The following is a 25,800-nucleotide window of genomic DNA, read 5'->3' as shown; positions in this document are numbered from 1 at the left end:
GATTGATATCAGATTTACAGATTAAAGAATATAATACAAAGCTTGCGCAGCATGATTTAGCCCTTGTGTTTTCGGACCAAGGGCTTTGCCTTACTGATGGCAAGCTTCAAATAATGGCAGATTTCAGGGAAATGCTTCCAAGATTAAAGCAGAGTAATCTTCAGCGAGAGATGCTTGTGAAGGCTGCAAGGATAAAGGGGCAGGAGATGCCTCAGACTCTAGTGGATGCCACGGCAGGCTTTGGTGAGGATTCCCTTATTTTAGCGGCGGCTGGCTTTCAGGTACGTTTATATGAATTCGATGAGATAATAGCGGTACTTCTTCAGGATTGCATGGAAAGAGCAGCGGAAATTCCAGAGCTAAAGGCGGCAGTAGGTCGCATGGAGCTTATTTGTGGAGACAGTGTGGAGGGCATGAAGAATCTGGATTATACGCCGGATATTGTTCTTCTTGACCCAATGTTTCCAGCCCGTCAGAAGAGCGGGCTGATTAAAAAGAAATTCCAGCTGATTCAAAGGCTTGAAAGTCCATGTAGCACTGAAAATGAGCTGTTAGAAGCAGCAGAGATGGCTGGACCTAAGCGAATAGTAATCAAACGTCCTCTCAAGGGACCATATCTGGCTGACAGAAAGCCAAGCTACAGTTTAGAGGGGAAAGCTATTAGGTACGATTGCATGGTTTACGCAAGATAAAGGGCCTTTGAGTATAATTCATCAAATGGCATTTTTTGTTCACGGAATACCCTTATTTTTATACTAAAATCAATGATATATAACACAAGTAGTGTGCGTATCTTTAAAAAGAGGGTAAAAATGAAAAAGAATAAGCGTACAACAGTCAGAAGAAGAATAACTAGGCATGTAGTAATTGCAATTGCAATAACTATCACGGTTATGACTATTGTTAATCTTATATATTTGTCTCGACGAATTATCGAGCAGCAGGAGATGAAGCTGGAGCTTGCTACTCAAATGAGTGCTGGCGAAGTGCAGAATTGGATTAAGGACATGTCTACTGTTACAGAAGATATGGCAAGTTCTCTTACTGCTTTAGGTGATTTGAATGAGGTTACAGTGCGAGCCGTCGTAGACAGAGTGGCATTGAATCATCCTGAGCTCTATTATGTATATTTCTCAGACAGACTGGGTAATGCGACTATGGCTAGAGGAGTTCAGTTTGCTGAAGGGGTAGACCCTAGAGAACGAGTTTGGTATAAGACTGCAGAAGCGCTAGGCCATACGGTAGTAATAGATCCTTATTCCAGCGCATCGCGACCAGACGTCATGATGGTAACAGTTGCCACTCCTGTTTATTGGGGAACAATGCTAGTTGGAGTTGTTGCTGTTGATGCAGATATTGCAACTGTTCAGGATTTTATTAATTCGATAGATTTTGAAAATGGTTCCTATGGGTTCCTTTTAGATAGCAAAAATAATATAATCGCTCATCCAAACGCCGATTTTAATCCAAAGAATGGAAATATAACATCAGCAGTGGATGTTATGCCTGAACTGGATGATATTTTATCCACATCAAAGCAGGATAAATATATAACAGCTCCTGACTATACAGGTAAAAGAATGGTATATTCAGCTCAAACGCTTGAGGGTAGCAGGTGGACAGTGGCTGTGGCCTATCCAGAGTCTAACTTTCTTTCGCATGTGGATCGAGGAATTCGAATTAGTTTGTTTGTGGCAATATTGTGTGCAATTCTAGCAGTTGGTGATATTACAGTTACAGTTAGAAGAGTACTGAAGCCTCTAGGTAAGATTAATCCGGCAATGCAAAAAATCGTGGAAGGCGATTTCTCTACCAAGCTAAATTTCGCTGAAGCAAATGATGAGATTGGTGATTTACAGGATGAACTAGCTATTGTGTTAGAGGCTTTGTCAAAGGTAATTGACAAGCAGGCTTATGTGCTTTCTGAGATGGAAAATGGAAATCTTATTGTGGAGGATATTGAGAACTTCCCAGGAGAATTGAATCAGATTGCCAAGTCAGTTAATTCAATCAAGGAAACCTTCAACGATATTATTTCAGATATTCAGTTCTCAGCAATCAATTTACAAAGCTATGCTATGGGTATTAATGAGACAACTGATATGGATGAAATGAGGATGATATTTGAGGAGCTTTCTGCGGAAGCAAACGCATTAATGGATAAGACATCAAAGTTCATCACAATGCCAGGTGGACCAAAGACTACAGACTATGATTCAACTGGTGCATATAGCAGTCAGAATGATTATCGTGATGATTTTTAATTATTGACAGAAATAGAATAAGAAACAGATTTAGAGTCTCTGACGAAAATCAGAGGCTCTTTTTGTATTGTTTTTACAAAAATAGCGCAACCGATTGCAAACGGAGATTTCTTGTGGTAGGGTTTGTACTGAGGTGGAAAATATATGGGACATACATTAGATTCGATAGCTAAGGAGCTTGGTCTTTCAAAGACAACGGTAAGCCGTGCAATTTCAGGCAAGGGTCGTATTTCCGAGGAAACAAGACAAAAAGTTAATAAATATATCAAGGAGATTAACTACAGACCTAGCGCTGTAGCACGCTCTCTTGCGGCCAATCGTACTTTCAACGTAGGGCTTGTAGTGCCTGCGGATTCTGCTTTGGGAGAGATGCCATACTTCCAGACTCTTATGACAGGAGTCTGCGACAGAGCTATGGATTATGATTATGATGTTCTTATCCTGCTTGCTGATAACGATGGAATCACACCTTTGAAGCATGCTGTTCAGAATCGTAAGATTGATGCGGTTATTGTCAGCCGTTGCGAGAGAGATTCCATGGTTATTAATTTCTTGAAAGCTTCAAATATTCCTTATGTAGTAGTGGGAAATCCTATGGATGACGAGGTGCTCTGTGTAGATCATGATAACCAGGGCGCGGCATCAAGAATGATTGAAACACTTATTGATAAAGGGATTACACGTATGGCTCTCATTGGTGGTGGTGAAAATATTAATGTAACCCACAGCCGTTTAGAGGGCTTTAGAGATGGCTTTAAAAACAAAGGTCTTAAGGCAGACGAAAGTCTGATTTTCTTAAATATGCATAAAAGCGCAAGGATGGATTCTGTGTTGCGCGAGGTTATTTCAGAGGGGGCAGAATGTATTGTCTGCATGGATGATATGCTTTGCAACTCCGTATTAAACTGCCTCCACAATGATGGTATTTCTGTGCCTGAGGATGTAAAGCTTTGCTCCTTTTATGATTCTAACTTACTATCAACATCAAAACCTTCAATAACCAGCCTTTATTTTGATGCAAAGAGACTGGGAAGTGAATGTATTGAGCTTCTGATGCGCAACCTAGATGGTGAAAGTGTCACAAACTTGGTAGTGACTGACTTTAACATTCAGATGCGCGACAGCACAACTTAGTAAAAATTAATAAAAAAGATACACAATAGTCGTTAAATTTGCTGTGTTGACGAAAAACGCTACAAAGGATAGGATTATGTATGAAGAACAACCGGTTGCACAATGACGACAACCTGGGAGTATAAATATCATGTAAAAAATGGAGGAATAATCATGAAGAAAAAGTTAGTATCAGCACTTCTTGTTTCTACAATGGCAGTTTCTGCATTTGTAGGATGCGGTGCAGCAGCTGAGGAAACACCAGCAGCAGATTCAACAGAGTCTACAGAGGAGACAGCAGAGGCATCTACAGAGGATGCAATTGCAAATCTTATTGCAGCAACAGAGGGAACAGTAAACATTGACCTTTGGTGCTCAGAGACAGAAGAATATCAGACAGTTATGAAGAAGCTTTGCGATGATTTCGCAGCTCAGTATCCAGATGTAGATTTCAACATCACACTTGGTGCTGTTTCAGAAGCTGATATGAAAGATAGAGTGTTAGAGGATGTTGAGGCAGCAGCTGATGTATTCGTATTCCCAGATGATCAGCTTGAGGCACTTGCTAAGGCAGGCGCTCTTAACGAGGTAGCAGCTCAGTATACATACGATATGAACGAGACAGATACTCCAGCAACAGTTGAGGCTGCACAGTACGATGGAAAGCAGTATGGCTATCCATTCACAGCTTCTAATGGATATTTCTTATACTATGACAAGAATCAGTTATCTGATGAAGATGTAGCTTCTTGGGAAGCACTTACAGCAAAGGCTGAGGAGCTTGGTAAGGAAGTTGGTTGTGAGACAGCAAACGGCTGGTACTTATATGGATTCTTCAAGGGCGCTGGTTGCAACCTTACAGAGAACGAAGATCAGTCAAACAACTGTGATTGGAACAATGAGACAGGTCTTGCGGCAGCAGAGGCACTTCAGGAAATCGCTTCTTCTAAGGCATACAAGAGCTACGGAAACGATGACCTTCTTGCAAACCTTAACGATGGCAAGGTTGTAGCTTATGTATCTGGTACATGGAATGTAAACGCATTCTCAGAGGCTTATGGTGATGGCTATGCAGCCACAAAGCTTCCTACATTCAAGGTAAATGGTGAAGACAAGCAGATGGCTTCTTACTCAGGATACAAGTTCGTAGGTGTTAACGCATACGCAGAGAACACAGGTTGGTCAATGCTTCTTGCTGAGTACCTTACAAACGCAACATCTCAGGAAGCTGTTTACGAAGCAACAGGTGAGGGCCCTTCAAACACAGAGGCACTTGCAAAGGCTTCTTCTCCAGCACTTGATGCTCTTGCAGCTCAGTCAGAATTTGCACAGCTTCAGAGAGTTGGTGGCAACTACTGGACACCAGCAGAGTCACTTGGAAAGAACATCCTTGAGGGCAAGGTAAGCCAGCAGGTACTTGATGATGCTGTAGCAGGTATTACACAGCCTGTAGAATAAGCAAGTATTTTGTCTAGCGGAGCGAAGGCAAAATGTTTGCCACGACGCAGCCTCTTTGCCGAAGGCAATCATAATGGCTGCGTCTTCCCGCTAGTATGATGTAGACTTCCCCCTGATAAGGGGGAAGCCTTTTATATGAAGAGGACTATGTATGAAGAAAATCGGTAATTACTTTAAAGACTTTGGGCAAGCAATAGCCCACGGCGACATCTGGGTAAAGCTTTCCCTTATCATCATGGGTGCAGGCTACTTTGGAAGAAAGCAGTTTGTGCGCGGCATACTCATGACAGTGCTCCAGATAGGAGTGCTGGCATCAATTTTTGGTGTATTTGCACCTTATATGTCAAAGCTCAATACTCTGGGAACGGTTCAGAGAGAAGAGATTTTTGATATTGTAACTATGAAAAAAACTGTTAATAATTACGATAATTCTCTGTTGATTCTCCTTTATGGAATTATTGGAATTCTGGTAATTATTGCATTTATCGCATTATATATTGGTAATATTAAAGCAACATATTGCCTTCAGAAGATGCAGGAGAACGGTGAAAAGCTAAATACATTTGTAGATGATATTGTTTCATTCAAAAATGAAAGATTCCACATCACCCTCCTTACTCTCCCAAGCTTAGGCGTAATTCTTATCAACATCATACCTATTTTATTTATGGTATGTATCGCATTTACGAATTATGATGAAAATCATCAGCCACCTACATATTTGTTTACATGGGTTGGTATTAAAAACTTCGTAAATCTTTTTACAACAAGCCAGACAATCACATTTGGTTACGCTTTTGTAAGAGTATTAATTTGGACATTGATTTGGGCTGTTCTTGCAACAGCAACAACCTTCCTTGGCGGTATTCTTCTTGCTCAGTTTATCAACCATGAGGACACTAAATTTAAGGGAATGTGGAGAACACTTTTTGTAATCACAATCGGTATTCCACAGTTCGTTACACTTCTTCTTATCAGTAAGATGTTTGGTGATAATGGTATCGTAAATACATTTTGCTCAAATGTAGGAATCCTTGATTTCTTCAAGAACATTGGATTGCTTAATGCGGCAGATTCCTTCATCCCATTTTTATCACGTCCAGGTTGGGCACACATAACAATTATTCTTGTAAATATATGGGTAGGTATTCCTTATCAGATGCTTGTTGCTACAGGTATTCTTATGAATATTCCATCAGACCAGATTGAATCTGCAAAGATTGATGGTGCAAACAAGTTCCAGATTTTCTGGAAGATAACAATGCCTTATGTAATGTTTATTACAGGCCCATCACTTATTCAGTCAGTTATCGGTAATATTAATAACTTTAATGTTATTTACTTACTTACATACAATTACCAGACAACAAATATGGCTATGGCTAATTCACATGCCAACGAGGTTGACTTGCTTATCACCTGGTTATTCAGACTTACAAATGAGTACAGTAACTTCAAGATGGCATCAGTAATTGGTATTGTAACATTCGTAGTTTGTGCGGCCCTTTCACTTCTTACTTTCTCAAGAATGATAGGTGGAGATAAAGAGGGGGTATACAGATAATGAAAAAAACATGGAAAATAGTCGGAAGACATATTGTTCTTGCAGTACTTGCATTTATTTGGTTGATACCAGTTTTTTGGTTGGTAGTAACAACATTTGGTGTGGAAAAGGGAATTAATACAAATCACTTCTTCCCGGCACATTGGACACTTGCAAACTATCATCAGCTTTTCTTTGAGCCAGATGCAGCAGCAAATTTCCCTGCGTGGTTTAAGAATTCAATGATTATCGGTGTCTTTAGCTGTCTTGTTTCTTCAATATTTGTAATCATGACAGCTTACGCATTTTCATTTATTGAATTTAAGGGTAGAAAGAAGCTTATGAGCTTTTCACTCATCCTTGGAATGTTCCCAGGCGTACTTTCAATGATTGCTATGTACTTCATTTTGAAGATGCTTGGACTTACTGATAGTGTAGTAGGACTTATTATCCTTTATTCAGGTGCATCAGGTCTTGGTTACCTGATTTTGAAGGGATTCTTCGATACAATTCCTACTTCACTTCACGAAGCAGCAAAGCTTGAGGGCGCATCAGAGGCAACAATCTTCGCAAAGATTGTAGTGCCACTTTCAAAGCCAATGATTGTTTATACAGTCATCAACTCCTTCCTTAATCCTTGGATGGACTTCGTAATGGTTCGTCTTATGATTAAGTCAAAGAATGCAGCGGACTGGACAATGGCTCTCGGACTGTTCAACTTATTACAGCGTGCTCTTGTTAACCAGTACTTCGCATACTTCTGTTGCGGTGGATTAATGATTGCAGTGCCAATCTCTATCCTCTTTATCATCATGCAGAAGTTCTACGTAGAAGGTGTTACTGGCGGAGCCGTGAAGGGATAAGGAAATTTTTTGTCGAGTCGACTTTAAGATAATTATATGTAATATATGTGAAATGCGCCCCACCGAGGGGCGCTTTTCTATAATATTTCATATTTTTTGTATACTCTTTACACAATTATAATGTAGTATAATGTCCATAAAACGGGGGGATTTACAATCCTGAAATTTTAAGGAGGAACCCGCAATGGACAATGAATTTAGAGAGTATATTACTTTTGTTGTAAAGACGAAAGATGGCAATGAAGTAGAAATGGCTGTCATTGACCAGTTCGAGTTTGAGAACAAAGGTTATGTAGCTGCTGCTATAGTTGACGGTGATACAGTTAGTGATGAGGGATGTTTTATCTATCGAGTAAAGGTTGGAGAAGAAGATTTTAAGGTAGAAAAAATTACTAACCAGATTGACTATAACAGGATTGCAGAAGCATACATGGAAATGATTTAAAAATTTTGACCAGCTCGACGGAGCTGGTCATTTAATTTTTAAATCATTTACTTTATAATCAAAAGAATGATGAAAAGATTTAATAGTGCGAAACTTAGAAAAATTATAATAGTGATACTCCTGTGGGTTGTTTTTATCGTAAAAGCAACTCTTGTTTTGCAAACTGCATATGAGGCTACAGATAGGGCTAAGGAATATGTAAAACATCCTGCGGAGGGTGTGACTGTTATCGATAAGACAAAGACATTAGAATTTACACCTGAAAATCCTACAGCAGGATTTATTTTTTACCCAGGAGCTCTTGTGGAACCGGATGCATATGCACCATTACTGGAACAGTTGGCAGAACATGGAATAAAATGCATTATGGTTAGAATGCCACATTATATGGCACTTTTGGATGCAAATGGTGCTCGTGGAATCAGAGAGATGTATCCTGAAATCAAGCACTGGTATTTAGGAGGTCACAGCCTTGGTGGTGCCATGGCTTCCATGTATGGAAACATTCATAGTGATGAATTTGATGGGCTTATCTTTTTAGCTGCTTATGCTACAGATGATTTGACAGATGATGATTTAAAGGTTCTTTTAGTTCGTGGAGATCAGGATAAAGTTTTAAACATGGACAGATACAACGAATGTCTAAAGAATCTTCCTTCAGATTATCAGGAATATGTTATCGAGGGTGGATGTCATGCTTACTTTGGAGATTATGGTCCACAAAAGAACGACGGCAACCCTTCTATCACAGTGGAGGAGCAGACTCGTCAAACCGTTGAAAAACTAGTAGATTTTATGGAATAATCTCGAAATTTTTGTGAAAGTAATTGTACAATTGAATTTTTTTCTATATTCTTTAAGCGGGAGCATATTGTTTGGTGATAGGAGGCAATATGAGTTTAAAGGATAAACACGTATACGAAAGAAATAAACTTGCATTTAAGTTTGGAACCATAATAATGGTGTTTGAAATTTTATCGACTATCGTCTACCAGGCAAGTCGAGTAGGCTTTTTGACCACCAATGTTATGTTAGTTATTCAGGCTTTAATTGCAGGTTTTTTTATTTATAGTTATCTTCGTTACAGCAAAAGAAACCGCGGAAAATATCTGATGATGGCATCTCTTATAGGTAGCTACTTTGTAGTAATGCTGGGAAGTGTTCACATCACCTATATTTGGGCTTTTGGACCAGCTCTTCTGATTGAGGTTTTGTTGTTCGCGGATAATACGTTGACGTTGGCCACAGCAGCATTGGTAGTAGCAATTAACGCCGGATATCTTCCTCTTTTCTACAAGTATTCAGTAGAAGTTGAAGATAGAAGGCATGCAGTTTCGACGGATTTAGTATTTTCGATTTTGATTAGTTTGATGGCAATTTTCTATGTACGCCTTAACAGTAAGCATAATGGGGAGTCCTTGGAAGAGATTGAAGAAGGTGCAAGACAGCAGGAAGAAAACGCCAGAGTCATGAAGGAAATAGGCGAACAGATTGCAGCAAAGCTTGAGGATGCTAATGACGCCATGGAGGGCTTAGCTACAAAGGTTCAGTCTTCTGCAGAAAGTGCACAGCAGATTTCTGAATCAGTTACCATGACCGCTGAGGCCGTACAGACTCAGACAGAAATGAATGCAAACATTACGGAGTCACTTGAAAACATTGCTCATCAGTCACGGGCTATGAGACGTAATGCTGATGAGGTTACAGAGAACATCACCGATGGTAATTCTCTTGTACAGGAGCTTAGAAAGAAGTCGGAGGAAGCATCTGCAATTAATGCTGAGACAGCTACAATGACAGCAGATTTGCAGCAGTCAGCGGATACAGTTAAAGATATTGTTAGTACCATTCTTGATATCAGTGGACAGACAAACCTGTTAGCTCTTAATGCATCTATTGAGGCAGCCCGTGCCGGTGAGGCTGGTAAGGGATTCGCGGTTGTTGCTGATGAAATTAGAGCTCTTTCAGAACACACAAAGGAATCTGCTGAGGAAATTGCAAATACGATCGATGAACTTATCAAGAAGGTAAATATTGCATCTGATAATATGCAGCGTTCCGTTGATTCAGCAAATCAGCAGGGTGAGATGATTGTGGAAACAGGAGACAAGTTCAAGGAGATTCTTGAGAAGGTTTCTGATTTAACAAGACGTGCAACAGTTATTTCTGAGGATGTTGATTCCTGTGTAGATGCAAACACAAAGGTTATGGATGCTATCAGTAATCTTTCAGCTACATCAGAAGAGGTTGCAGCATCAGCTGAATCCAGCATCACAATTAGTGAGGACTGCGAGGCTGATATGAAGAGCACAGAAGATATCCTTCATGCAATCCTTGAGATTAGTAGAGCAAGCAATTGATAATAGAAAAATAACATGGTCTGTGGCATTTGCTGCAGACCTATTTTCATTGCGCACAAGCAAACAAATGTTTGAATTTTATAAAGTCTGTGATATAATGATTCATGTACCGTTGGACTTATAGTTTAGGTGAAAATATGGATTTTAAATTACATTCACAGTTTAAGCCTACAGGCGATCAGCCTCAGGCTATAGAAGATTTAGTCCGTGGTTTCAAAGAGGGAAATCAGATGCAGACACTTCTCGGTGTTACTGGTTCTGGAAAGACCTTCACCATGGCTAATGTTATAGAGCAGCTGAATAAACCCACACTTATTATTGCTCACAACAAGACACTTGCGGGTCAGCTTTATTCCGAATTCAAGGAATTTTTCCCAGAGAATGCAGTTGAATATTTTGTATCCTACTACGATTACTATCAGCCGGAGGCCTATGTGCCTAGTACTGATACCTACATCGCAAAGGATTCCTCTATCAATGATGAGATAGATAAGCTTCGTCTTTCTGCTACAGCATCACTGTCTGAAAGAAGAGATGTAATTATCGTATCTTCTGTTTCATGTATCTATGGCATTGGTGAGCCAGATGATTTTCAGAACATGATGGTGTCCCTTCGTCCAGGAGATTTTAAGGACAGGGATGATGTCATTCACGAGCTGATTAATATTCAGTACATGAGAAACGATATGGATTTTGCCCGTGGTACATTCCGTGTCCGTGGAGATACATTGGAAGTCATTCCAGCCAACACCAGCGATTACGGTATCCGTATCGAGTTCTTTGGTGACGAGATAGACCGTATATGCGAAACAGAAATCATGACAGGTCAGGTGAAACGTGAGCTGGAGCATGTGGCTATCTTCCCAGCCAGTCATTATGTTATTCCGCAGGATAAGATTAACTCAGCCTGCGCAAGCATCGAGGCGGAGCTGGATGAGAGAATTAAATATTTTAAGTCAGAAGATAAATTAATAGAGGCTCAGCGAATTGGTGAGCGTACTAATTTTGATATAGAGATGCTTCGTGAGACAGGCTTCTGTTCCGGTATCGAAAACTACAGCCGTCACATGACTAATCAACAGCCAGGAGAGCCGCCAAAGTGTCTTATTGATTACTTCGGTGATGATTTCCTTATCATCGTGGACGAGAGCCACATCACCCTGCCACAGGTGCGTGGTATGTTTGCAGGCGACCAGGCTCGAAAGCGTACACTTGTTGAGTATGGTTTCAGACTTCCATCGGCACTTGATAACAGACCACTTAATTTTGGTGAGTTTGAATCAAAGATAGATCAGATTATGTTCGTAAGTGCCACACCAGGTGACTACGAAGAGGAGCACGAGATGCTTCGTACAGAGCAGGTTATCCGTCCTACAGGCTTGCTGGATCCAGAGGTGGAGGTTCGTCCTGTAGAAGGTCAGATTGACGACCTGTTCAACGAAATTAAGAAGGAAACAGCAAAGAAAAATAAGGTTATGATTACCACCCTTACCAAGCGCATGGCAGAAGATCTTACAGATTATCTGGCAGAGCTTGGAGTCAGGGTTAAATACATGCATTCCGACATCGACACCATGGAGCGTGCGGAAATCATCCGTGACCTGCGCCTGGATGTATTTGATGTACTTGTTGGAATCAATCTTCTTCGAGAAGGTCTGGATATTCCAGAGATTACACTGGTGGCTATTTTGGATGCTGATAAGGAGGGCTTCCTTCGTAGTGAGCGCTCACTTATTCAGACTATCGGACGTGCTGCCAGAAACTCAGAGGGCCATGTTATCATGTATGCCGACACCATGACAGAGTCCATGGAAAAAGCTATCTCAGAGACAGAGCGTCGTCGCGAGATTCAGAAGGCTTACAACGAGGCCAATGGAATCACTCCTACTACCATTCAGAAATCTGTCCGAGAGCTTATCTCCATTTCCAAGGACATTGCAAAGAAGGAAATGCAGTTTAAGAAGGACCCAGAAGAGATGGATAAGCAGGAGCTTGAAAAGCTTATTGCAGATATTCAGAAGAAGATGCAGAAGGCTGCCGCAGAGCTCAACTTCGAAGCAGCGGCTGAGTATCGTGACAAGATGGTAGAGTTAAAGAATATGTTATTGGAGTTATAAAATGAAAGAACGAAAATACATCAAAATAAAAGGGGCCAACGAGCACAACCTGAAAAACATCAGCATAGACATTCCACGTGATGAATTTGTTGTTCTCACAGGTCTTTCAGGCTCAGGAAAATCATCCCTGGCCTTCGATACAATCTTTGCCGAGGGACAGCGTCGCTACATGGAATCCTTATCCAGCTACGCCCGCCAGTTCTTAGGCCAGATGGAAAAGCCAAATGTAGAGCACATGGAAGGAATGCCACCTGCTATCTCTATTGACCAGAAGAGCACTAATCACAATCCACGTTCTACGGTTGGAACAGTTACTGAGATTTATGACTACATGCGCCTTCTCTATGCCCGCTGCGGTGTGCCACACTGTCCAAATTGTGGAAAGCCTATCAGCAAGCAGACAGTAGACCAAATGGTGGATGTGATTATGGCACTTCCAGAGCGCACCAAGATACAGCTTCTTGCACCTGTTGTAAGAGGCCGTAAGGGTACCCATGAAAAGCTTTTTGAGAAGGCGAAGAGGTCTGGTTATGTTCGTGTAAACGTTGATGGAAATGTCTACGATTTATCTGAGGAAATCTTATTAGATAAGAATATTAAGCATAACATTGAGATAGTTGTTGACCGTCTTGTTATCAAGGAAGGTATCGAGAAGAGACTTACAGATTCTATCGAGGCAGTGCTTAAGCTGGCTGAGGGTCTGATGATTGTAGATGTTATCGATGGAGAACCTATCAGATTTTCTGAAGGGTTCTCGTGTCCAGATTGTGGAATCAGTATCGATGAGGTGGAGCCACGAAGCTTCTCCTTCAACAATCCATTTGGTGCCTGCCCAGAGTGCTTCGGTCTTGGCTATAAGATGGAGTTTGATGAGGACCTTATGATTCCTGATAAAAGTCTTTCTTTCAACGGTGGCTGTGTGCAGGTAATGGGCTGGCAGTCATCTAGTAAGAAGGGGAGCTTTGCCCATGCGTTATTGGAGGCATTGGCAAGCGAGTACGATTTCTCTTTGGATACACCTTACAAGGAGTTACCAGAGAAGATTCGTCACATGTTCATCCATGGATTTGATAAGTCCGTTGACGTTCACTATGAGGGACAGCGTGGTCGAGGCGTTTATCCTACAGTGTTTGAGGGATTAATTGAAAATGTTAATCGTCGTTACAAGGAGACCTTCTCGGAGTCTGCCAAGAGAGAGTACGAGGAGTTTATGTTCTACAGCGAGTGCCCTTGCTGTCATGGACAGCGTCTAAAGAAGGAATCACTGGCTGTTACTATCGACGACAAAAATATTTTTGAAATGACTCAGTATCCTATCCATGAGCTTTATGATTTGATTGAGAATCTTCAGCTTACAGAGCAGCAGAAAAAGATAGGTGCTGTTGTACTTAAAGAGATTAGAAACAGACTTAAATTCATGGTGGATGTAGGCTTGGATTATCTTACCCTTGCAAGAGCTACAGCATCTCTTTCAGGTGGAGAGGCTCAGCGAATCCGTCTTGCTACCCAGATTGGTTCAGGACTTGTTGGCGTTGCCTACATTTTGGATGAACCATCCATTGGTCTTCACCAAAAGGATAATGACAAGTTATTAGCATCTCTGAAGGGGCTTAGAGACCTTGGAAATACGCTGATTGTCGTAGAACATGATGCGGATACCATGAAGGCTGCAGATTATCTTGTGGATATCGGACCTCGCGCAGGCAAGGATGGTGGAGAAGTGGTTGCCGCTGGTACGCCTGAGGAAATAATGGCTAACCCTAATTCCATCACAGGTCAGTATCTCAGTGGAAAGCTTTGCATCCCGGTCCCATCAGAACGCAGAGAGCCAAAGGGTTGGCTAACTATTAAGGGGGCCAGAGAGCACAATCTTAAGAATATTGATGTTGATATTCCACTTGGAATAATGACAGTTGTTACAGGCGTATCAGGTTCTGGAAAGAGCTCACTTATCAACGAGATTCTTTACAAGGATTTGGCTAAGCGCCTTAACAGAGCAAGAAAGATTTCTGGAAAGCATGATGATATCATCGGCACAGAAGCGCTTGATAAAGTAATTGACATCGACCAGTCACCAATCGGACGTACACCTCGTTCAAATCCTGCCACTTACACTGGTGTATTTGATCTGATTCGTGACTTGTTTGCTGGTACTACTGAGGCAAAGGAGCGTGGCTACAGCAAGGGCCGATTCTCTTTCAATGTAAAGGGTGGTCGCTGCGAGGCCTGCTCAGGTGATGGTATCATCAAAATAGAGATGCACTTCCTTCCTGATGTGTATGTTCCTTGTGAGGTATGCGGTGGAAAGCGTTATAACCGTGAGACTCTTGAGGTTCACTACAAGGGAAAGACTATCTACGATATCCTTGATATGACTGTTGAGGAAGCTGTAGAGTTCTTTAAGAATGTACCAAGCATCCTAAATAAGATTCAGAGTCTTTATGACGTAGGGCTTGGATATATCAAGCTTGGTCAGCCATCTACCACACTTTCAGGTGGTGAGGCTCAGCGAATCAAGCTTGCTACAGAGCTTTCACGTCGCGCTACTGGAAAGACAATCTATATCTTGGATGAGCCTACTACAGGTTTACATTTTGATGATGTAAACAAGCTTGTGGAAATCATGAGAAAGCTTTCTGATTCAGGAAACACTGTTGTAGTCATTGAGCACAACCTTGATGTTATCAAATGTGCAGATTACATTATTGACATGGGACCTGACGGAGGAGACCGAGGCGGTACAGTAATTGCCAAGGGCACTCCTGAGGAGATTGTGAAGGTTAAAAAGAGCTATACCGGACAGTATTTGAAAGAATACTTGAATCCTTAAAGATTTCGTATATAATAGAAAAGTAAAAATGCGTCATTCTGTCCAAATGGACAGTAATATACAATATACAGAAATTAGAAAGGAATAAGAAAATGGCAGGTTCAGATATCGGTATTGATTTAGGTACAGCGAGTGTTCTTGTTTATGCAAAGGGCAAAGGCGTTGTTTTAAAAGAGCCTTCAGTAGTGGCTTTTGATAGAGATACTAACAAGATTAAGGAAATTGGTGAGGAGGCACGTCTTATGATCGGACGTACTCCTGGTAATATTGTGGCAGTTCGTCCACTTCGTCAGGGTGTTATCTCTGACTACACAGTTACTGAGAAGATGATTAAGTACTTCGTACAGAAGGCTATGGGCAAGAAGAGCTATCGTAAGCCTCGTATCGCAGTTTGCGTACCTTCTGGTGCTACAGAAGTAGAGAAGCGTGCCGTTGAGGATGCAGCTTTTGCAGCAGGTGCACGTGAGGTGTCTATCATTGAGGAGCCTATCGCAGCAGCTATCGGTGCTGGTATCGATATTTCTCTTCCAATGGGTAACATGATTGTAGATATTGGTGGTGGTACAGCAGATATCGCTGTTATCTCACTTGGTAGCTCAGTTGTCAGCACATCTATCAAGGTTGCTGGTGATGATTTCGATGAGGCTATCGTTCGTTACATGAGAAAGAAGCACAATCTTCTTATCGGTGAGCGTACAGCCGAGGATATTAAGATTAAGATTGGTCGTTGCTTCCCACTTGGTGAGGCAGAGACTATGGATGTTAGAGGAAGAAACCTTGTTTCAGGTCTTCCAAAGACTATTACAGTTTCGTCAGAGGAGACAGAGGAAGCTCTTAAGGAAGCTACAATGCAGATTGTTGAGGCTATTCACTCTGTTCTCGAAAGAACTCCACCAGAGCTTGCAGCTGACGTTGCCGACAGAGGTATCGTTCTTACAGGTGGTGGTGCACTTCTTCGTGGTCTCGAGGAGCTTATCGAGGATCGCACAGGTATCAACACAATGACAGCTGACGAGGCTATGACATGCGTAGCTATCGGTACAGGCCGTTATGTAGAGCTTCTTGCAGATTCATAAAACATAGAATATTTAGATAACCCCTTTTGTTAAAAAATATAACAAAAGGGGTTATTTTTATTTTAAAGTATCCGATAACCTAGATGTAGAATAGTGTAAAGCTTGCAAAAATGTAGGAGGCTTACATGGTAAAAGGACTCTATACAGGCTATACCGGAATGGTTAACGAGCAGAGAAGAATGGACGTTATGACCAACAATCTTGCGAACTCTGCTACCACTGGATACAAGAAGGAAGCTTTGGTTGCACAAGCTTTTGATGAAAGACTTGCAATCAAAATTAAGGATACTTCTCATTTACACAATGCTCCTGAGGGAATCGGTTATATTTCATTAGGAACAAAGGTTGGTGAGACTTATACAAATTGGGACCAGGGAGCTTTTCAGATTACTGATAAGGATTCTGACGTAGCACTGGCAGGCAAAGGCTTCTTCGCTATTGAGTTCACAAACAAGGCAGGGGAAACCTCCATCAAGTACACGAGAGATGGTGCTTTTGTAGTTGATGTGGATGGTTATCTGAGAACTGTGGATGGTGATTTTGTTCTAACACAGGATGGAGCATTAAATTCACAGGGTGGCGAGGACAATTACGTGCAGATTGATCCGAATCTTAAATACGAGATATCTCCAGATGGAACCATCAGACAGAACGGAGAGGATGTTACCACTATAGGTATTGTAGATATTGAAGACTACGATTACATCAATAAATACGGCGAGAATCTTTACGATTTAATCGATGGAGGTACCGTAATTGAAGCAGAGGCAACAGTGCAACAGGGAATGCTTGAAGCCTCAAATGTAAACGTAATTGATGAAATGGTAAGCATGATTACAATCGCAAGAGCCTATGAGGCTGGTCAGAAGATGATTCAGACAGAGGATTCAACGTTAGAGAAGACATGTAATCAGGTTGGCAATGTATAGGAGGTAGCTAGATGGTAAGATCATTGTGGTCAGGCGCTTCTGGAATGAAGGGTCAGCAGATTCAAGTAGATACAATAGCTAACAACTTAGCTAACGTTAATACCACAGCCTATAAGGCTCAGTCTGCACAGTTCAAGACTTTGCTTTATCAGACACTTGAAGCTACAAGTACAAATGCACAGGGTGAATCAAAGCCTACAAGTGCACAGGTTGGTTTGGGTACAAGAGTAGCATCTTTGAATGCTAACTTTACGCAAGGTGCTCAGATGGCCAATGATAGTAAAACTGCAATGTGTATCATCGGCGAAGGCTTCTTTGCAGTACAGGATGGTGAGGAAAGACACTATACCAGAAATGGTAATTTTACTTGGGCAATTGGTCCTGATGGAAATAAGGTACTTACCACAGCTGAAGGATATCAAGTACTGGATCAGGCAGGTCGGGTGATTACACTTCCTGCAACAGCAGGTGAGCTTGGATTTGCAGTAAATATTGATGATGGTTCTACATCATATAAGGATGCAGCAGGAAATATTATTCAAACCGGACAGTCTATAGCGCTATACCAATTTACCAACAGAGTAGGACTAAATAAAATAGGCGAGAATCTCTATGATGAAAGTGATGCATCTGGAGAACCTATCAGCGAATGGAACACTGCGGGAGTTACCCGTAGCCAAATTGCACAGTGCTATTTGGAAGGCTCCAATGTAAATGTAGCTGATGAAATGGTAAATCTTATCATTGCACAGCGTGCATACGAAATGAACTCAAAGGCTATCACCACTTCAGATACAATGCTGGAGCAGGCTAATAACCTTAAGAGATAAAAGTAATTAAAAAGGGATAGTAGTTGTTGTCACGAAAGGGGACAAAAAAATGGATGTAACAGGAATGAGCACGTATTTACAAACACAATACGCGAATCAAACAAAGGCAAATGCCGAGGCAACTGCCAAATCTGTCAATGGTATTTCGAAGGATTCCAGTAAGGAAGAAATCACCAACGCAGTTAAGGATTTCGAGACTTACATGATGGAACAGGTTATCAAGCAGATGAAGGAGACCTTCGTAAACGAGGATGAGGATGAAGATACTACAATGTCTCAGTACAAGGATCTTTATCTTGATCAGGCCATTACACACATTGCTTCACAGCTGGTAGACCAGATAGGTGGTTCTGTAACAGACGATTTTGTAGAGCAGATTATGAGAAACTACGGAATCACAGGAACTTCAAGCCAGGCTTCAGAAAATGCAGGACTTGATGCTGAGAGAGTGTCAGACGATATTGCTCAGCAGAACGGAAGTACAGTAACTGGTGTACAGGCATAGTATAAGAAACCACCATGTTACACTCTCAAGCCTAAGATGTTACTACACTCAGCTGAAGAAAGCTTCGCTTTAGTAACACTTAGAGCTTGATAGTTACATGGTGGTATTTTTATGCTATCATTTATCGCATGGAAGAAATAACAGGTTACGTAGAAAACATAATATATAGAAATGCCGACAATGGCTACACAGTGCTGGATTTTGTGGTGGATGAGTTCCTTATCACTTGTACAGGAGTATTTCCTACAGTAGGTGAGGGAGAGAATCTTCTCCTGAGAGGAGATTACGTAGATCATCCTACCTATGGAAAGCAGTTCAAGGCTGTAAGTTATGAGGCGGTGGCTCCTACAGATGCTGCTTCTATGGAAAGATATCTTGGCTCTGGTGCAATCAGGGGAATCGGTCCGAAGCTTGCAGCCAGAATTATCAAGATGTTTGGTGGAGATACCTTCCGAATTATTGAAGAAGAGCCGGAGCGTTTAGCTGAGGTAAAGGGAATTTCCATCAACAAAGCTATGGAGATTTCAGACCAGATTGTAGGCGCCAAGGATATCAGAAATGCCATGATTTTCCTTGATAGATATGGATTACATGGTAACAAGGCTATCAAGATTTACAACCGCTTTGGAAATGATATTTACAACATAATCCAGAGCAATCCATATAAGCTTGCAGACGAGGTTTCAGGTATCGGTTTCAAAACTGCCGATGAGATAGCAAGCCAGGTAGGAATCAAGGTTGACTCTGAGTTTAGAATTAAGGGCGGTATCATGTATGTCCTTACCCAGGGGGCCAGCTTTGGTCACACATATTTGCCAGAGGATACTCTTGTAGATATGTCGGTGGATTTGCTTAAGGTAGATGCTGAGTCCGTAGCTGCGCAGATTATGAATCTGGCTATGGATAAAAAGCTGATTATAAAGCGAGATCCAGAGGGTAACCGTCAAATATATTCCAGAGCATTCTATCGTATGGAGGAATCCATTGCCGGAATGCTGAAGGATCTTAATGTGACCTACAAGGTGGACAGGGAAGATTTAGAGAAGGTCATCCGTCGAATTGAAAAAGAAGGAGAATTCCAGCTGGATGATTTGCAGAAGGAAGCAGTACTTGCAGCAGTTGAAAGAGGATTTTTCGTTCTTACTGGTGGTCCTGGTACAGGAAAGACCACTACCATCACCACCATGATTCATATATTCGAGGAAGAGGGGTACAACATCTTCCTTGGGGCCCCAACTGGACGTGCAGCGAAGCGAATGAGCGAAGCTACAGGCTACGAGGCTCGTACTATCCACAGAATGCTGGAGGTTTCTGGGCGTGTGGGTGATGATGACGATGACGTAACAAGCTTCGCAAAATTTGAGCGCAATGAGGACAATCCTTTGGAGTGCGATGTTATCATTATCGATGAGATGTCTATGGTAGATGTATCTCTTATGTTTTCCCTTCTTAAGGCAATATCACCAGGAACACGTCTTATTCTTGTTGGCGATGAGCATCAGCTTCCTAGTGTCGGACCGGGCAATGTTCTAAAGGATATTTTGGCTTCAGGACAATTCTGCTCGGTTACACTTGAGAAGATTTTCCGTCAGGCACAGGAAAGTGATATCGTCATGAATGCCCACAAGATTCATCAGGGCGAGCATGTAGTTTTGGATAATAAATCCAAGGATTTCTTTTTCTTAAAAAGGGATGAGGCGGATACAATTATCAATGTAATGCTTACTCTTGTAAGGGATAAGATGCCTAAATATGTTGATGCTGGAATCAGTGAAATTCAGGTGCTTACTCCTACCAGAAAGGGTCTTATTGGAGTGGAGCGACTGAACACTATTTTGCAGCGCTTCCTTAATCCGGAATCTCCTGACAAGAAGGAGTGGAAGGGTGATACCCGGCTTTTCCGTGAGGGCGATAAGGTTATGCAGATTAAGAATAACTATCAGCTTGAATGGGAAGTGACTGGAAATTACAACATCACTTTGGAAAAAGGCGTAGGAGTTTTCAATGGTGATGTGGGAATAATTAAAGATATCAATGACTGGGCAAAGACAGTGACAGTAGAGTTTGAAGAGGGCAGAAAGGTGGTTTATCCATTTGTCAATCTAGATGAACTTGAGCTTGCCTATGCTATTACCATTCATAAGTCACAGGGCTCAGAGTACCCCGCCGTGGTTATGCCTATTATGGATGGTCCAAGGATGCTTATGAATCGAAATATCCTTTACACAGCAATCACCAGAGCAAAAAAATGCGTCACCATGGTAGGTGACGCAGAGGTTTTCTATTCTATGATAGATAATGTTTCTCAGGCCAAGCGCTATTCAGGTCTCAAGGATAGAATAGAGGAAGCCTTTAGAGAATTGATTTAATAAAAAAATTGCTATAGGCGCTGTCGGCGAGATTAATAATTTCGCCACTATCAAGCTGCACTACAGGTCGTGAAAGGCTAGATTTATTAATGTAGACTACACGGCCTGTTTTTGCGTCATTCAGCATGACGCGACTGTTATTATAGGTGTTTGCAATATGTTCCAGGAAGGTAAGAATATATTTAGTTTTAAATTTGTGTAAGCCTTCCCTTTCGAATTCACTAATTACTTGGAAGGAGCATAGTGGGTCACGGTGCGCTCTTGCTGAAGTCATGGCATCATACACATCAGCGATGGCCACGATGCAGGCAAAATCATCTATTTCATCTTCTTCCAGACCTCTTGGATATCCGCTGCCGTCACATCTTTCATGATGTTGGAGAGCGGCATATAAAATTCTAGGATCAAAGCCCTTGCCATTAAGAACCTTTTTACCAAGGGTGGTATGGGTTTTCATGGTGGCAAATTCTTCGTCGGTAAGTTTATCTGGCTTATTAAGTATTTCTTTAGGAATTTGGGTTTTGCCTATGTCATGAAGCAGTCCTGCAAGCGTCAGTAAATTAACGTCTTCCAGTGGCAGCTTCAACCATTTTCCAATAACGCGGGAAATGAGGCCCACATTTAAAGAGTGGGAATAAACAGGGTCTTCCAAATTACGCATATTACCAAGCATATTTAAAAGCTCAATGGTTGTCTTTGATTTAAAAAGTGATTCGCAGTTTTTAAGCATTTCATCCGTGGAACAGGTAGCTCCGGCTAAGATGTCATCGAAATTCTTCTGAAGGAATGCTAAATTGATTGCATAATCCGATTGAAATTTTTGGAAAGTAGGCGATGCCTTTAATCTTTGAGTGTAAGGAATCTGTGTATAAGATTGTTTTACAGCCTCTTTAGGATGAGCAAGGTCTACTTCTTTTTTCTTTTCTTTTTGTGCAGGTTTTGTTTTTTTAGGTTCAGGTGTTTCTTCCTGAACTGGCGCAGGAACTTCTTCTACGGGCGCCTCTTCCTCGATATCTTCCACAGTGGCAGACTCTATCTTATAGAAAGTAAGCTTTGCAATCATCTGAGGCGTAAGTTTTTCCCCGGCCTTCACAATGGTCTGCCCTCTTTTGGTGACCACTGGTTCTGAAACAATCATATTAGGTTCAAGTTTGTCTACTGTTAATGTTGTCATCTTTAGACCTCACCTATTGTATATACAATTTAATTATAATAATTGAAAAATCTAAAGACAATATAGTTCACAGTAGTTACAAATTTTGGTGATTGTGAAATGTCCGTGAATAAAAGACAAAACAAGGCATCTAGCTATTGTTTATATGTAAAATTGGGAGTATACTTAGCGTACCTAAGTATGCGCTTAGGTGTATTTCATTTTTAATTTTATATAGAAAGAGAGTCGAAAATGGAAAAGTTACTTTTTACTTCAGAGTCAGTAACAGAAGGCCATCCAGATAAGGTGTGTGATGCCATATCTGATGCCATCCTCGATGCTTGCTTAGCTGAAGATCCTATGAGTAGAGTAGCTTGTGAGTCTTGCTCATGTACAGGTTTCGTACTTGTTACAGGCGAGATTACTACAAAGGCTCAGCTCGACGTTCCAGCTATTGTTCGCAAGACTCTTCTTGAAATCGGTTATGACGATGGAAAGAAAGGCATTGATGGAAACTCTTGCGCTGTTATGGTCGCTCTTGATCAACAATCCGCAGACATTGCAATGGGTGTTGACAAGGCTCTTGAGGCAAAGGAAGGCTCACTTACAGACGACCTGGATACAGGCGCCGGTGACCAGGGTATGATGTTCGGTTACGCTACAAACGAAACAGAAGAGCTCATGCCTTATCCTATTTCTCTTGCTCATAGACTTGCTCTACAGCTTGCAAATGTCCGCAAAGACGGTACTTTAAAGTACCTCCGACCAGATGGAAAGACACAGGTATCTGTAGAGTATGACGAAGCTGGCAAGCCAGTTAGACTTGAAGCTGTAGTTTTATCTACTCAGCATGACGAAGACGTTACTCAGGAACAGATTCACGAAGACATTAAGAAATATGTCTTTGATCCAGTCCTTCCAAAGGACATGATTGATGATAAGACAAAGTTCTACATCAATCCAACAGGCCGCTTTGTAATCGGTGGCCCACACGGTGATGCAGGTCTCACAGGCCGTAAGATTATCGTAGACACATACGGTGGATACGCTCGTCACGGCGGCGGTGCTTTCTCAGGAAAGGATTGCACAAAGGTAGACCGCTCAGGTGCTTATGCAGCACGTTACGTTGCAAAGAACATCGTAGCAGCAGGACTTGCAGATAAGTGCGAGATTCAGCTTTCATACGCTATCGGTGTTGCAGAGCCTACATCAGTTATGGTAGACACATTCGGTACAGGGAAGCTTTCTGATGAGAGAATCATTGAGATCGTTCGCGAGAACTTTGATCTTCGTCCAGCAGGAATCATCAAGATGCTCGACCTTCGTCGTCCAATCTACCGTCCAACAGCAGCTTATGGTCACTTTGGCCGTACAGATGTTAAGCTTCCATGGGAGCAGACAGACAAAGCTGAGACATTAAAGAAATATCTTTAAAATTATCAATATGATATAATAAAAGCAGTCCTATACAGGGCTGCTTTTATTATATTTGGAGACGTGTCATGAAATTAAAACACAGGCTTATTATTTCATTTTTCATAATCGCTGTCGTACCAATCATCATGTACATATTACTATTGCTTAGCGGCAGGTTCGATCGCACCTTACTTAAATTCGTAATTGCGGAATTGTTTATCATGTCCTTTACCGCCTTTATGATGGTTACCTGGATATATAGTGGTGTCGTTATTCCTTTAAAAAAGCTGATAAGAGCCGCTAATAATATCAAAGAGGGCAATCTAGATTACAGTGTCGCAAGCACAGGCAAAGATGAGATGAGTGAGCTTTGCAATTCCTTTGAGGATATGCGAGTTCGTCTTCAGAACAATGCCAAGGACCGACTTGAGGATGAAGCAGAACAGAGAGCTTTGATTTCAAATATCGCCCACGATCTTAAGACTCCAATCACAGCTATCAAAGGCTATGCAGAGGGAATGTTGGATGGCGTAGCAGACACTCCTGAAAAGCAGGAGAAATACATTCGAACTATCTACAATAAAGCTAACGAGATGAACACACTCATCAATGAGCTTACCTTGTATTCAAATATTGATACCAACAAGATTCCATACAATTTCCAGAAGCTAAACTTAAGCGCCTATTTTACAGATTGTATAGAGGAGCTGGGGATGGATTTGGAGAATCAGCATATTCGTCTGGATTATTCCAATTTTGTTGACCCTGATGTGCAGATTATTGCGGATCCAGAGCAGCTTGGACGCATCATTCATAATATCGTTAGTAATTCCGTGAAGTATATGCGTGCTGATGTTTCATCACGAATTGGTATTACTATCAAGGATGTAGGTGATTTTGTTCAGATTGAAATTGCTGATAATGGGAAAGGTATCGCCACCCACGATTTGCCATATGTTTTTGACAGGTTTTATCGTGCAGATACCTCTAGAAATTCTGCAGCAGGTGGAAGCGGTATAGGTCTATCCATTGTTAAGAAAATCATTGAAGACCATGGTGGCAAGATTTGGGTTACAAGTAAGGAAAACGAAGGCACCACCATGTACTTCGTAATTCGTAAATATTTAGAGGAGGTCTACAGTGAGTAGAATACTTATTATTGAGGACGAGGAATCAATTGCTGAGCTTGAAAAGGACTACCTGGAGCTTTCTAACTTCGAGGTAGACATAGAAGGCGATGGCGAAAAGGGCCTGCAGAAAGCTTTGGCTGGAAATTATGATATGTACATTTTGGATTTGATGCTTCCAGGTATCGATGGCTTTGAGCTTTGCAAGCGAATCCGTGAGGTTAAGAATGTACCTATTCTTATGGTTACAGCAAAGAAAGAAGAGATTGATAAGATTCGTGGACTGGGTCTTGGGGCAGATGATTACATCACAAAGCCATTTTCACCAAGTGAGTTGGTTGCCCGTGTAAAGGCCCATTTATCAAGATATGAGAGACTGGTTCAGTCACCAAATATTCAGAAGAATGAAATTAGTATTCGTGGACTTAGAATTGACAAGGCTAGCCGTCGTGTTTGGATTAATGGTGAGGAAAAAGTTTTTACAGCCAAGGAATTCGATTTGCTTGCATTCCTTGCAGAGAATCCTAACGTTATCTATTCAAAGGAGCAGCTCTTTGAGACGCTTTGGGGAGAGGAATCCATTGGAGATATCTCCACAGTCACTGTGCACGTAAATAAGATTAGAGAAAAGATTGAGCTAAATACTTCAAAACCTCAATATATTGAGACTATCTGGGGTGTTGGTTATCGATTTAAAGTCTGATAAAATATAACTATCACTTGAGGGGGTGTAATGCTATGGAAGTATTATTCGAAGACGACAGCATCGTAGTATGCTACAAACCAGCTGGTCTGGCGACACAGACCAGAAATATAGGTGAAAAGGACATGGAAAGCGAGCTTTCCAATTATCTCAAGGCCAATGGGGAGAGCCCTGAGATTCATGTGGTTCACCGTTTGGATCAGCCTGTAGAGGGGGTTATGGTTTTTGCTAAGACAAAGGCTGCAGCCAATAATCTCACAAGACAGATTGCTGATCACAAATTTAAAAAGCATTATTATGCAATCATTACCAGAGAGTCTTTTCCAGATGAGGGGGATTTGGTGGATTACTTGGTAAAGGATAATCGCACAAATCTTTCAAAGGTGGTTTCGGAAAATGACCCTAGAGCGAAGAGGGCTTCGTTGAGTTATCATACCATTGATGAGTGGGATGACCGCAAGCTCCTTGATATCGAGCTACAAACAGGACGTCATCATCAGATTAGAATACAGCTTGCCAGCAGGACAGCTCCAATCCTTGGAGATGTTAAGTATGGCGGAGTTTCTACAGGGCATAATCTGGCACTGTGCTCATATTCAATAGGATTTACACATCCTACCTCTGGCGCACAGGTTGAGTTTCAGGTTAAGCCAAAGGGAGAAGATTTTTTAGACAGTAAAATTGCTAATTAACTGACAA

21 protein-coding genes are annotated in these 25,800 nt (G+C 41.5%); 20 read left to right on the top strand and 1 reads right to left on the bottom strand.

The features are described 5' to 3' along the window. The first annotated feature begins 2 nt into the window (after positions 1-2). The 16 genes from BLP54_RS06775 to recD2 all read left to right on the top strand — a co-directional run bounded on the left by BLP54_RS06775 (position 3) and on the right by recD2 (position 20,702). Positions 3-692 carry a class I SAM-dependent methyltransferase gene (locus BLP54_RS06775; protein ID WP_242870648.1) on the top strand — a complete coding sequence of 230 codons (690 nt, stop codon included), beginning with the start codon at positions 3-5 and terminating at the stop codon, positions 690-692. A 120-nt stretch (positions 693-812) separates the two neighbouring features. Continuing rightward, on the top strand, positions 813-2,264 hold the full coding sequence (locus BLP54_RS06770; protein WP_176754490.1) for a methyl-accepting chemotaxis protein: 1,452 nt from the start codon (positions 813-815) through the stop codon (positions 2,262-2,264). 144 nt (positions 2,265-2,408) lie between these two features. Then, positions 2,409-3,398, top strand: a complete 990-nt coding sequence (locus BLP54_RS06765; protein ID WP_090167998.1) for a LacI family DNA-binding transcriptional regulator — start codon at positions 2,409-2,411, stop codon at positions 3,396-3,398. 153 nt (positions 3,399-3,551) lie between these two features. After that, complete coding sequence (locus BLP54_RS06760) at positions 3,552-4,835, top strand: extracellular solute-binding protein (protein WP_090167996.1); 1,284 nt, start codon at positions 3,552-3,554, stop codon at positions 4,833-4,835. Positions 4,836-4,986: 151 nt separating this feature from the next. Continuing rightward, entirely contained in the window at positions 4,987-6,399 is a 1,413-nt protein-coding gene (locus BLP54_RS06755; RefSeq protein ID WP_090167993.1) for a carbohydrate ABC transporter permease, read from the top strand. Next, positions 6,399-7,241 (top strand): sugar ABC transporter permease, encoded by an 843-nt coding sequence (locus BLP54_RS06750; RefSeq protein WP_176754489.1) that lies wholly within the window; start codon positions 6,399-6,401, stop codon positions 7,239-7,241. Before BLP54_RS06755 ends, BLP54_RS06750 begins: the two co-directional genes overlap by 1 nt. Positions 7,242-7,425: 184 nt before the next feature. Then, positions 7,426-7,686 (top strand): DUF1292 domain-containing protein, encoded by a 261-nt coding sequence (locus BLP54_RS06745; RefSeq protein ID WP_072913388.1) that lies wholly within the window; start codon positions 7,426-7,428, stop codon positions 7,684-7,686. Between the two features lie 66 nt (positions 7,687-7,752). Next, positions 7,753-8,490 carry an alpha/beta hydrolase gene (locus tag BLP54_RS06740; RefSeq protein ID WP_090167988.1) on the top strand — a complete coding sequence of 246 codons (738 nt, stop codon included), beginning with the start codon at positions 7,753-7,755 and terminating at the stop codon, positions 8,488-8,490. A gap of 89 nt (positions 8,491-8,579) precedes the next feature. Beyond that, on the top strand, positions 8,580-10,046 hold the full coding sequence (locus BLP54_RS06735) for a methyl-accepting chemotaxis protein (protein ID WP_090167985.1): 1,467 nt from the start codon (positions 8,580-8,582) through the stop codon (positions 10,044-10,046). A gap of 137 nt (positions 10,047-10,183) precedes the next feature. After that, positions 10,184-12,163 (top strand): excinuclease ABC subunit UvrB, encoded by a 1,980-nt coding sequence (gene uvrB, locus BLP54_RS06730; protein ID WP_090167983.1) that lies wholly within the window; start codon positions 10,184-10,186, stop codon positions 12,161-12,163. Position 12,164: 1 nt separating this feature from the next. Continuing rightward, the gene (gene uvrA / locus BLP54_RS06725) at positions 12,165-14,993 is read left to right on the top strand and encodes an excinuclease ABC subunit UvrA (protein ID WP_090167981.1); all 2,829 of its coding nucleotides are present in this window, start codon (positions 12,165-12,167) and stop codon (positions 14,991-14,993) included. 92 nt (positions 14,994-15,085) lie between these two features. Next, on the top strand, positions 15,086-16,069 hold the full coding sequence (locus tag BLP54_RS06720; RefSeq protein WP_090167979.1) for a rod shape-determining protein: 984 nt from the start codon (positions 15,086-15,088) through the stop codon (positions 16,067-16,069). Positions 16,070-16,194: 125 nt separating this feature from the next. Further along, a complete protein-coding gene (locus BLP54_RS06715) occupies positions 16,195-16,998 on the top strand; it encodes a flagellar hook-basal body protein (RefSeq protein WP_090167977.1) in 804 nt (267 codons plus the stop codon). An 11-nt stretch (positions 16,999-17,009) separates the two neighbouring features. Beyond that, complete coding sequence (locus BLP54_RS06710; RefSeq protein ID WP_090167975.1) at positions 17,010-17,828, top strand: flagellar hook-basal body protein; 819 nt, start codon at positions 17,010-17,012, stop codon at positions 17,826-17,828. A 49-nt stretch (positions 17,829-17,877) separates the two neighbouring features. After that, positions 17,878-18,333, top strand: coding sequence for a hypothetical protein (locus tag BLP54_RS06705; RefSeq protein WP_090167974.1), 456 nt, complete (start codon positions 17,878-17,880; stop codon positions 18,331-18,333). 128 nt (positions 18,334-18,461) lie between these two features. Next, positions 18,462-20,702, top strand: coding sequence for an SF1B family DNA helicase RecD2 (recD2, locus tag BLP54_RS06700; protein WP_176754495.1), 2,241 nt, complete (start codon positions 18,462-18,464; stop codon positions 20,700-20,702). Here the strand turns inward: recD2 and BLP54_RS06695 are convergent. Then, positions 20,686-21,876: an HD-GYP domain-containing protein gene (locus tag BLP54_RS06695; RefSeq protein ID WP_090167972.1), complete on the bottom strand. Its 1,191-nt coding sequence runs from the start codon at positions 21,874-21,876 to the stop codon at positions 20,686-20,688. The two genes, recD2 and BLP54_RS06695, sit on opposite strands and share 17 nt — an antisense overlap. Before the next feature lie 231 nt (positions 21,877-22,107). Here BLP54_RS06695 and metK point away from each other — a divergent pair, with 231 nt between their 5' ends. The 4 genes from metK (at position 22,108) to BLP54_RS06675 (ending at position 25,793) form a co-directional block, all read left to right on the top strand. Further along, a complete protein-coding gene (metK, locus tag BLP54_RS06690) occupies positions 22,108-23,289 on the top strand; it encodes a methionine adenosyltransferase (protein WP_090167970.1) in 1,182 nt (393 codons plus the stop codon). 68 nt (positions 23,290-23,357) lie between these two features. Then, positions 23,358-24,419, top strand: coding sequence for a sensor histidine kinase (locus BLP54_RS06685; protein WP_090167968.1), 1,062 nt, complete (start codon positions 23,358-23,360; stop codon positions 24,417-24,419). Further along, positions 24,412-25,101, top strand: coding sequence for a response regulator transcription factor (locus BLP54_RS06680; protein ID WP_090167966.1), 690 nt, complete (start codon positions 24,412-24,414; stop codon positions 25,099-25,101). Before BLP54_RS06685 ends, BLP54_RS06680 begins: the two co-directional genes overlap by 8 nt. 35 nt (positions 25,102-25,136) lie before the next feature. Beyond that, entirely contained in the window at positions 25,137-25,793 is a 657-nt protein-coding gene (locus tag BLP54_RS06675; RefSeq protein ID WP_090167963.1) for an RluA family pseudouridine synthase, read from the top strand. Positions 25,794-25,800: the final 7 nt, after the last annotated feature.

The sequence above is a fragment of the Pseudobutyrivibrio sp. 49 genome, assembly GCF_900100545.1.
In the GTDB taxonomy this organism is placed as follows: Bacteria; Bacillota; Clostridia; order Lachnospirales; family Lachnospiraceae; genus Pseudobutyrivibrio.
This window is presented reverse-complemented; position numbering and strand designations above follow the sequence as displayed.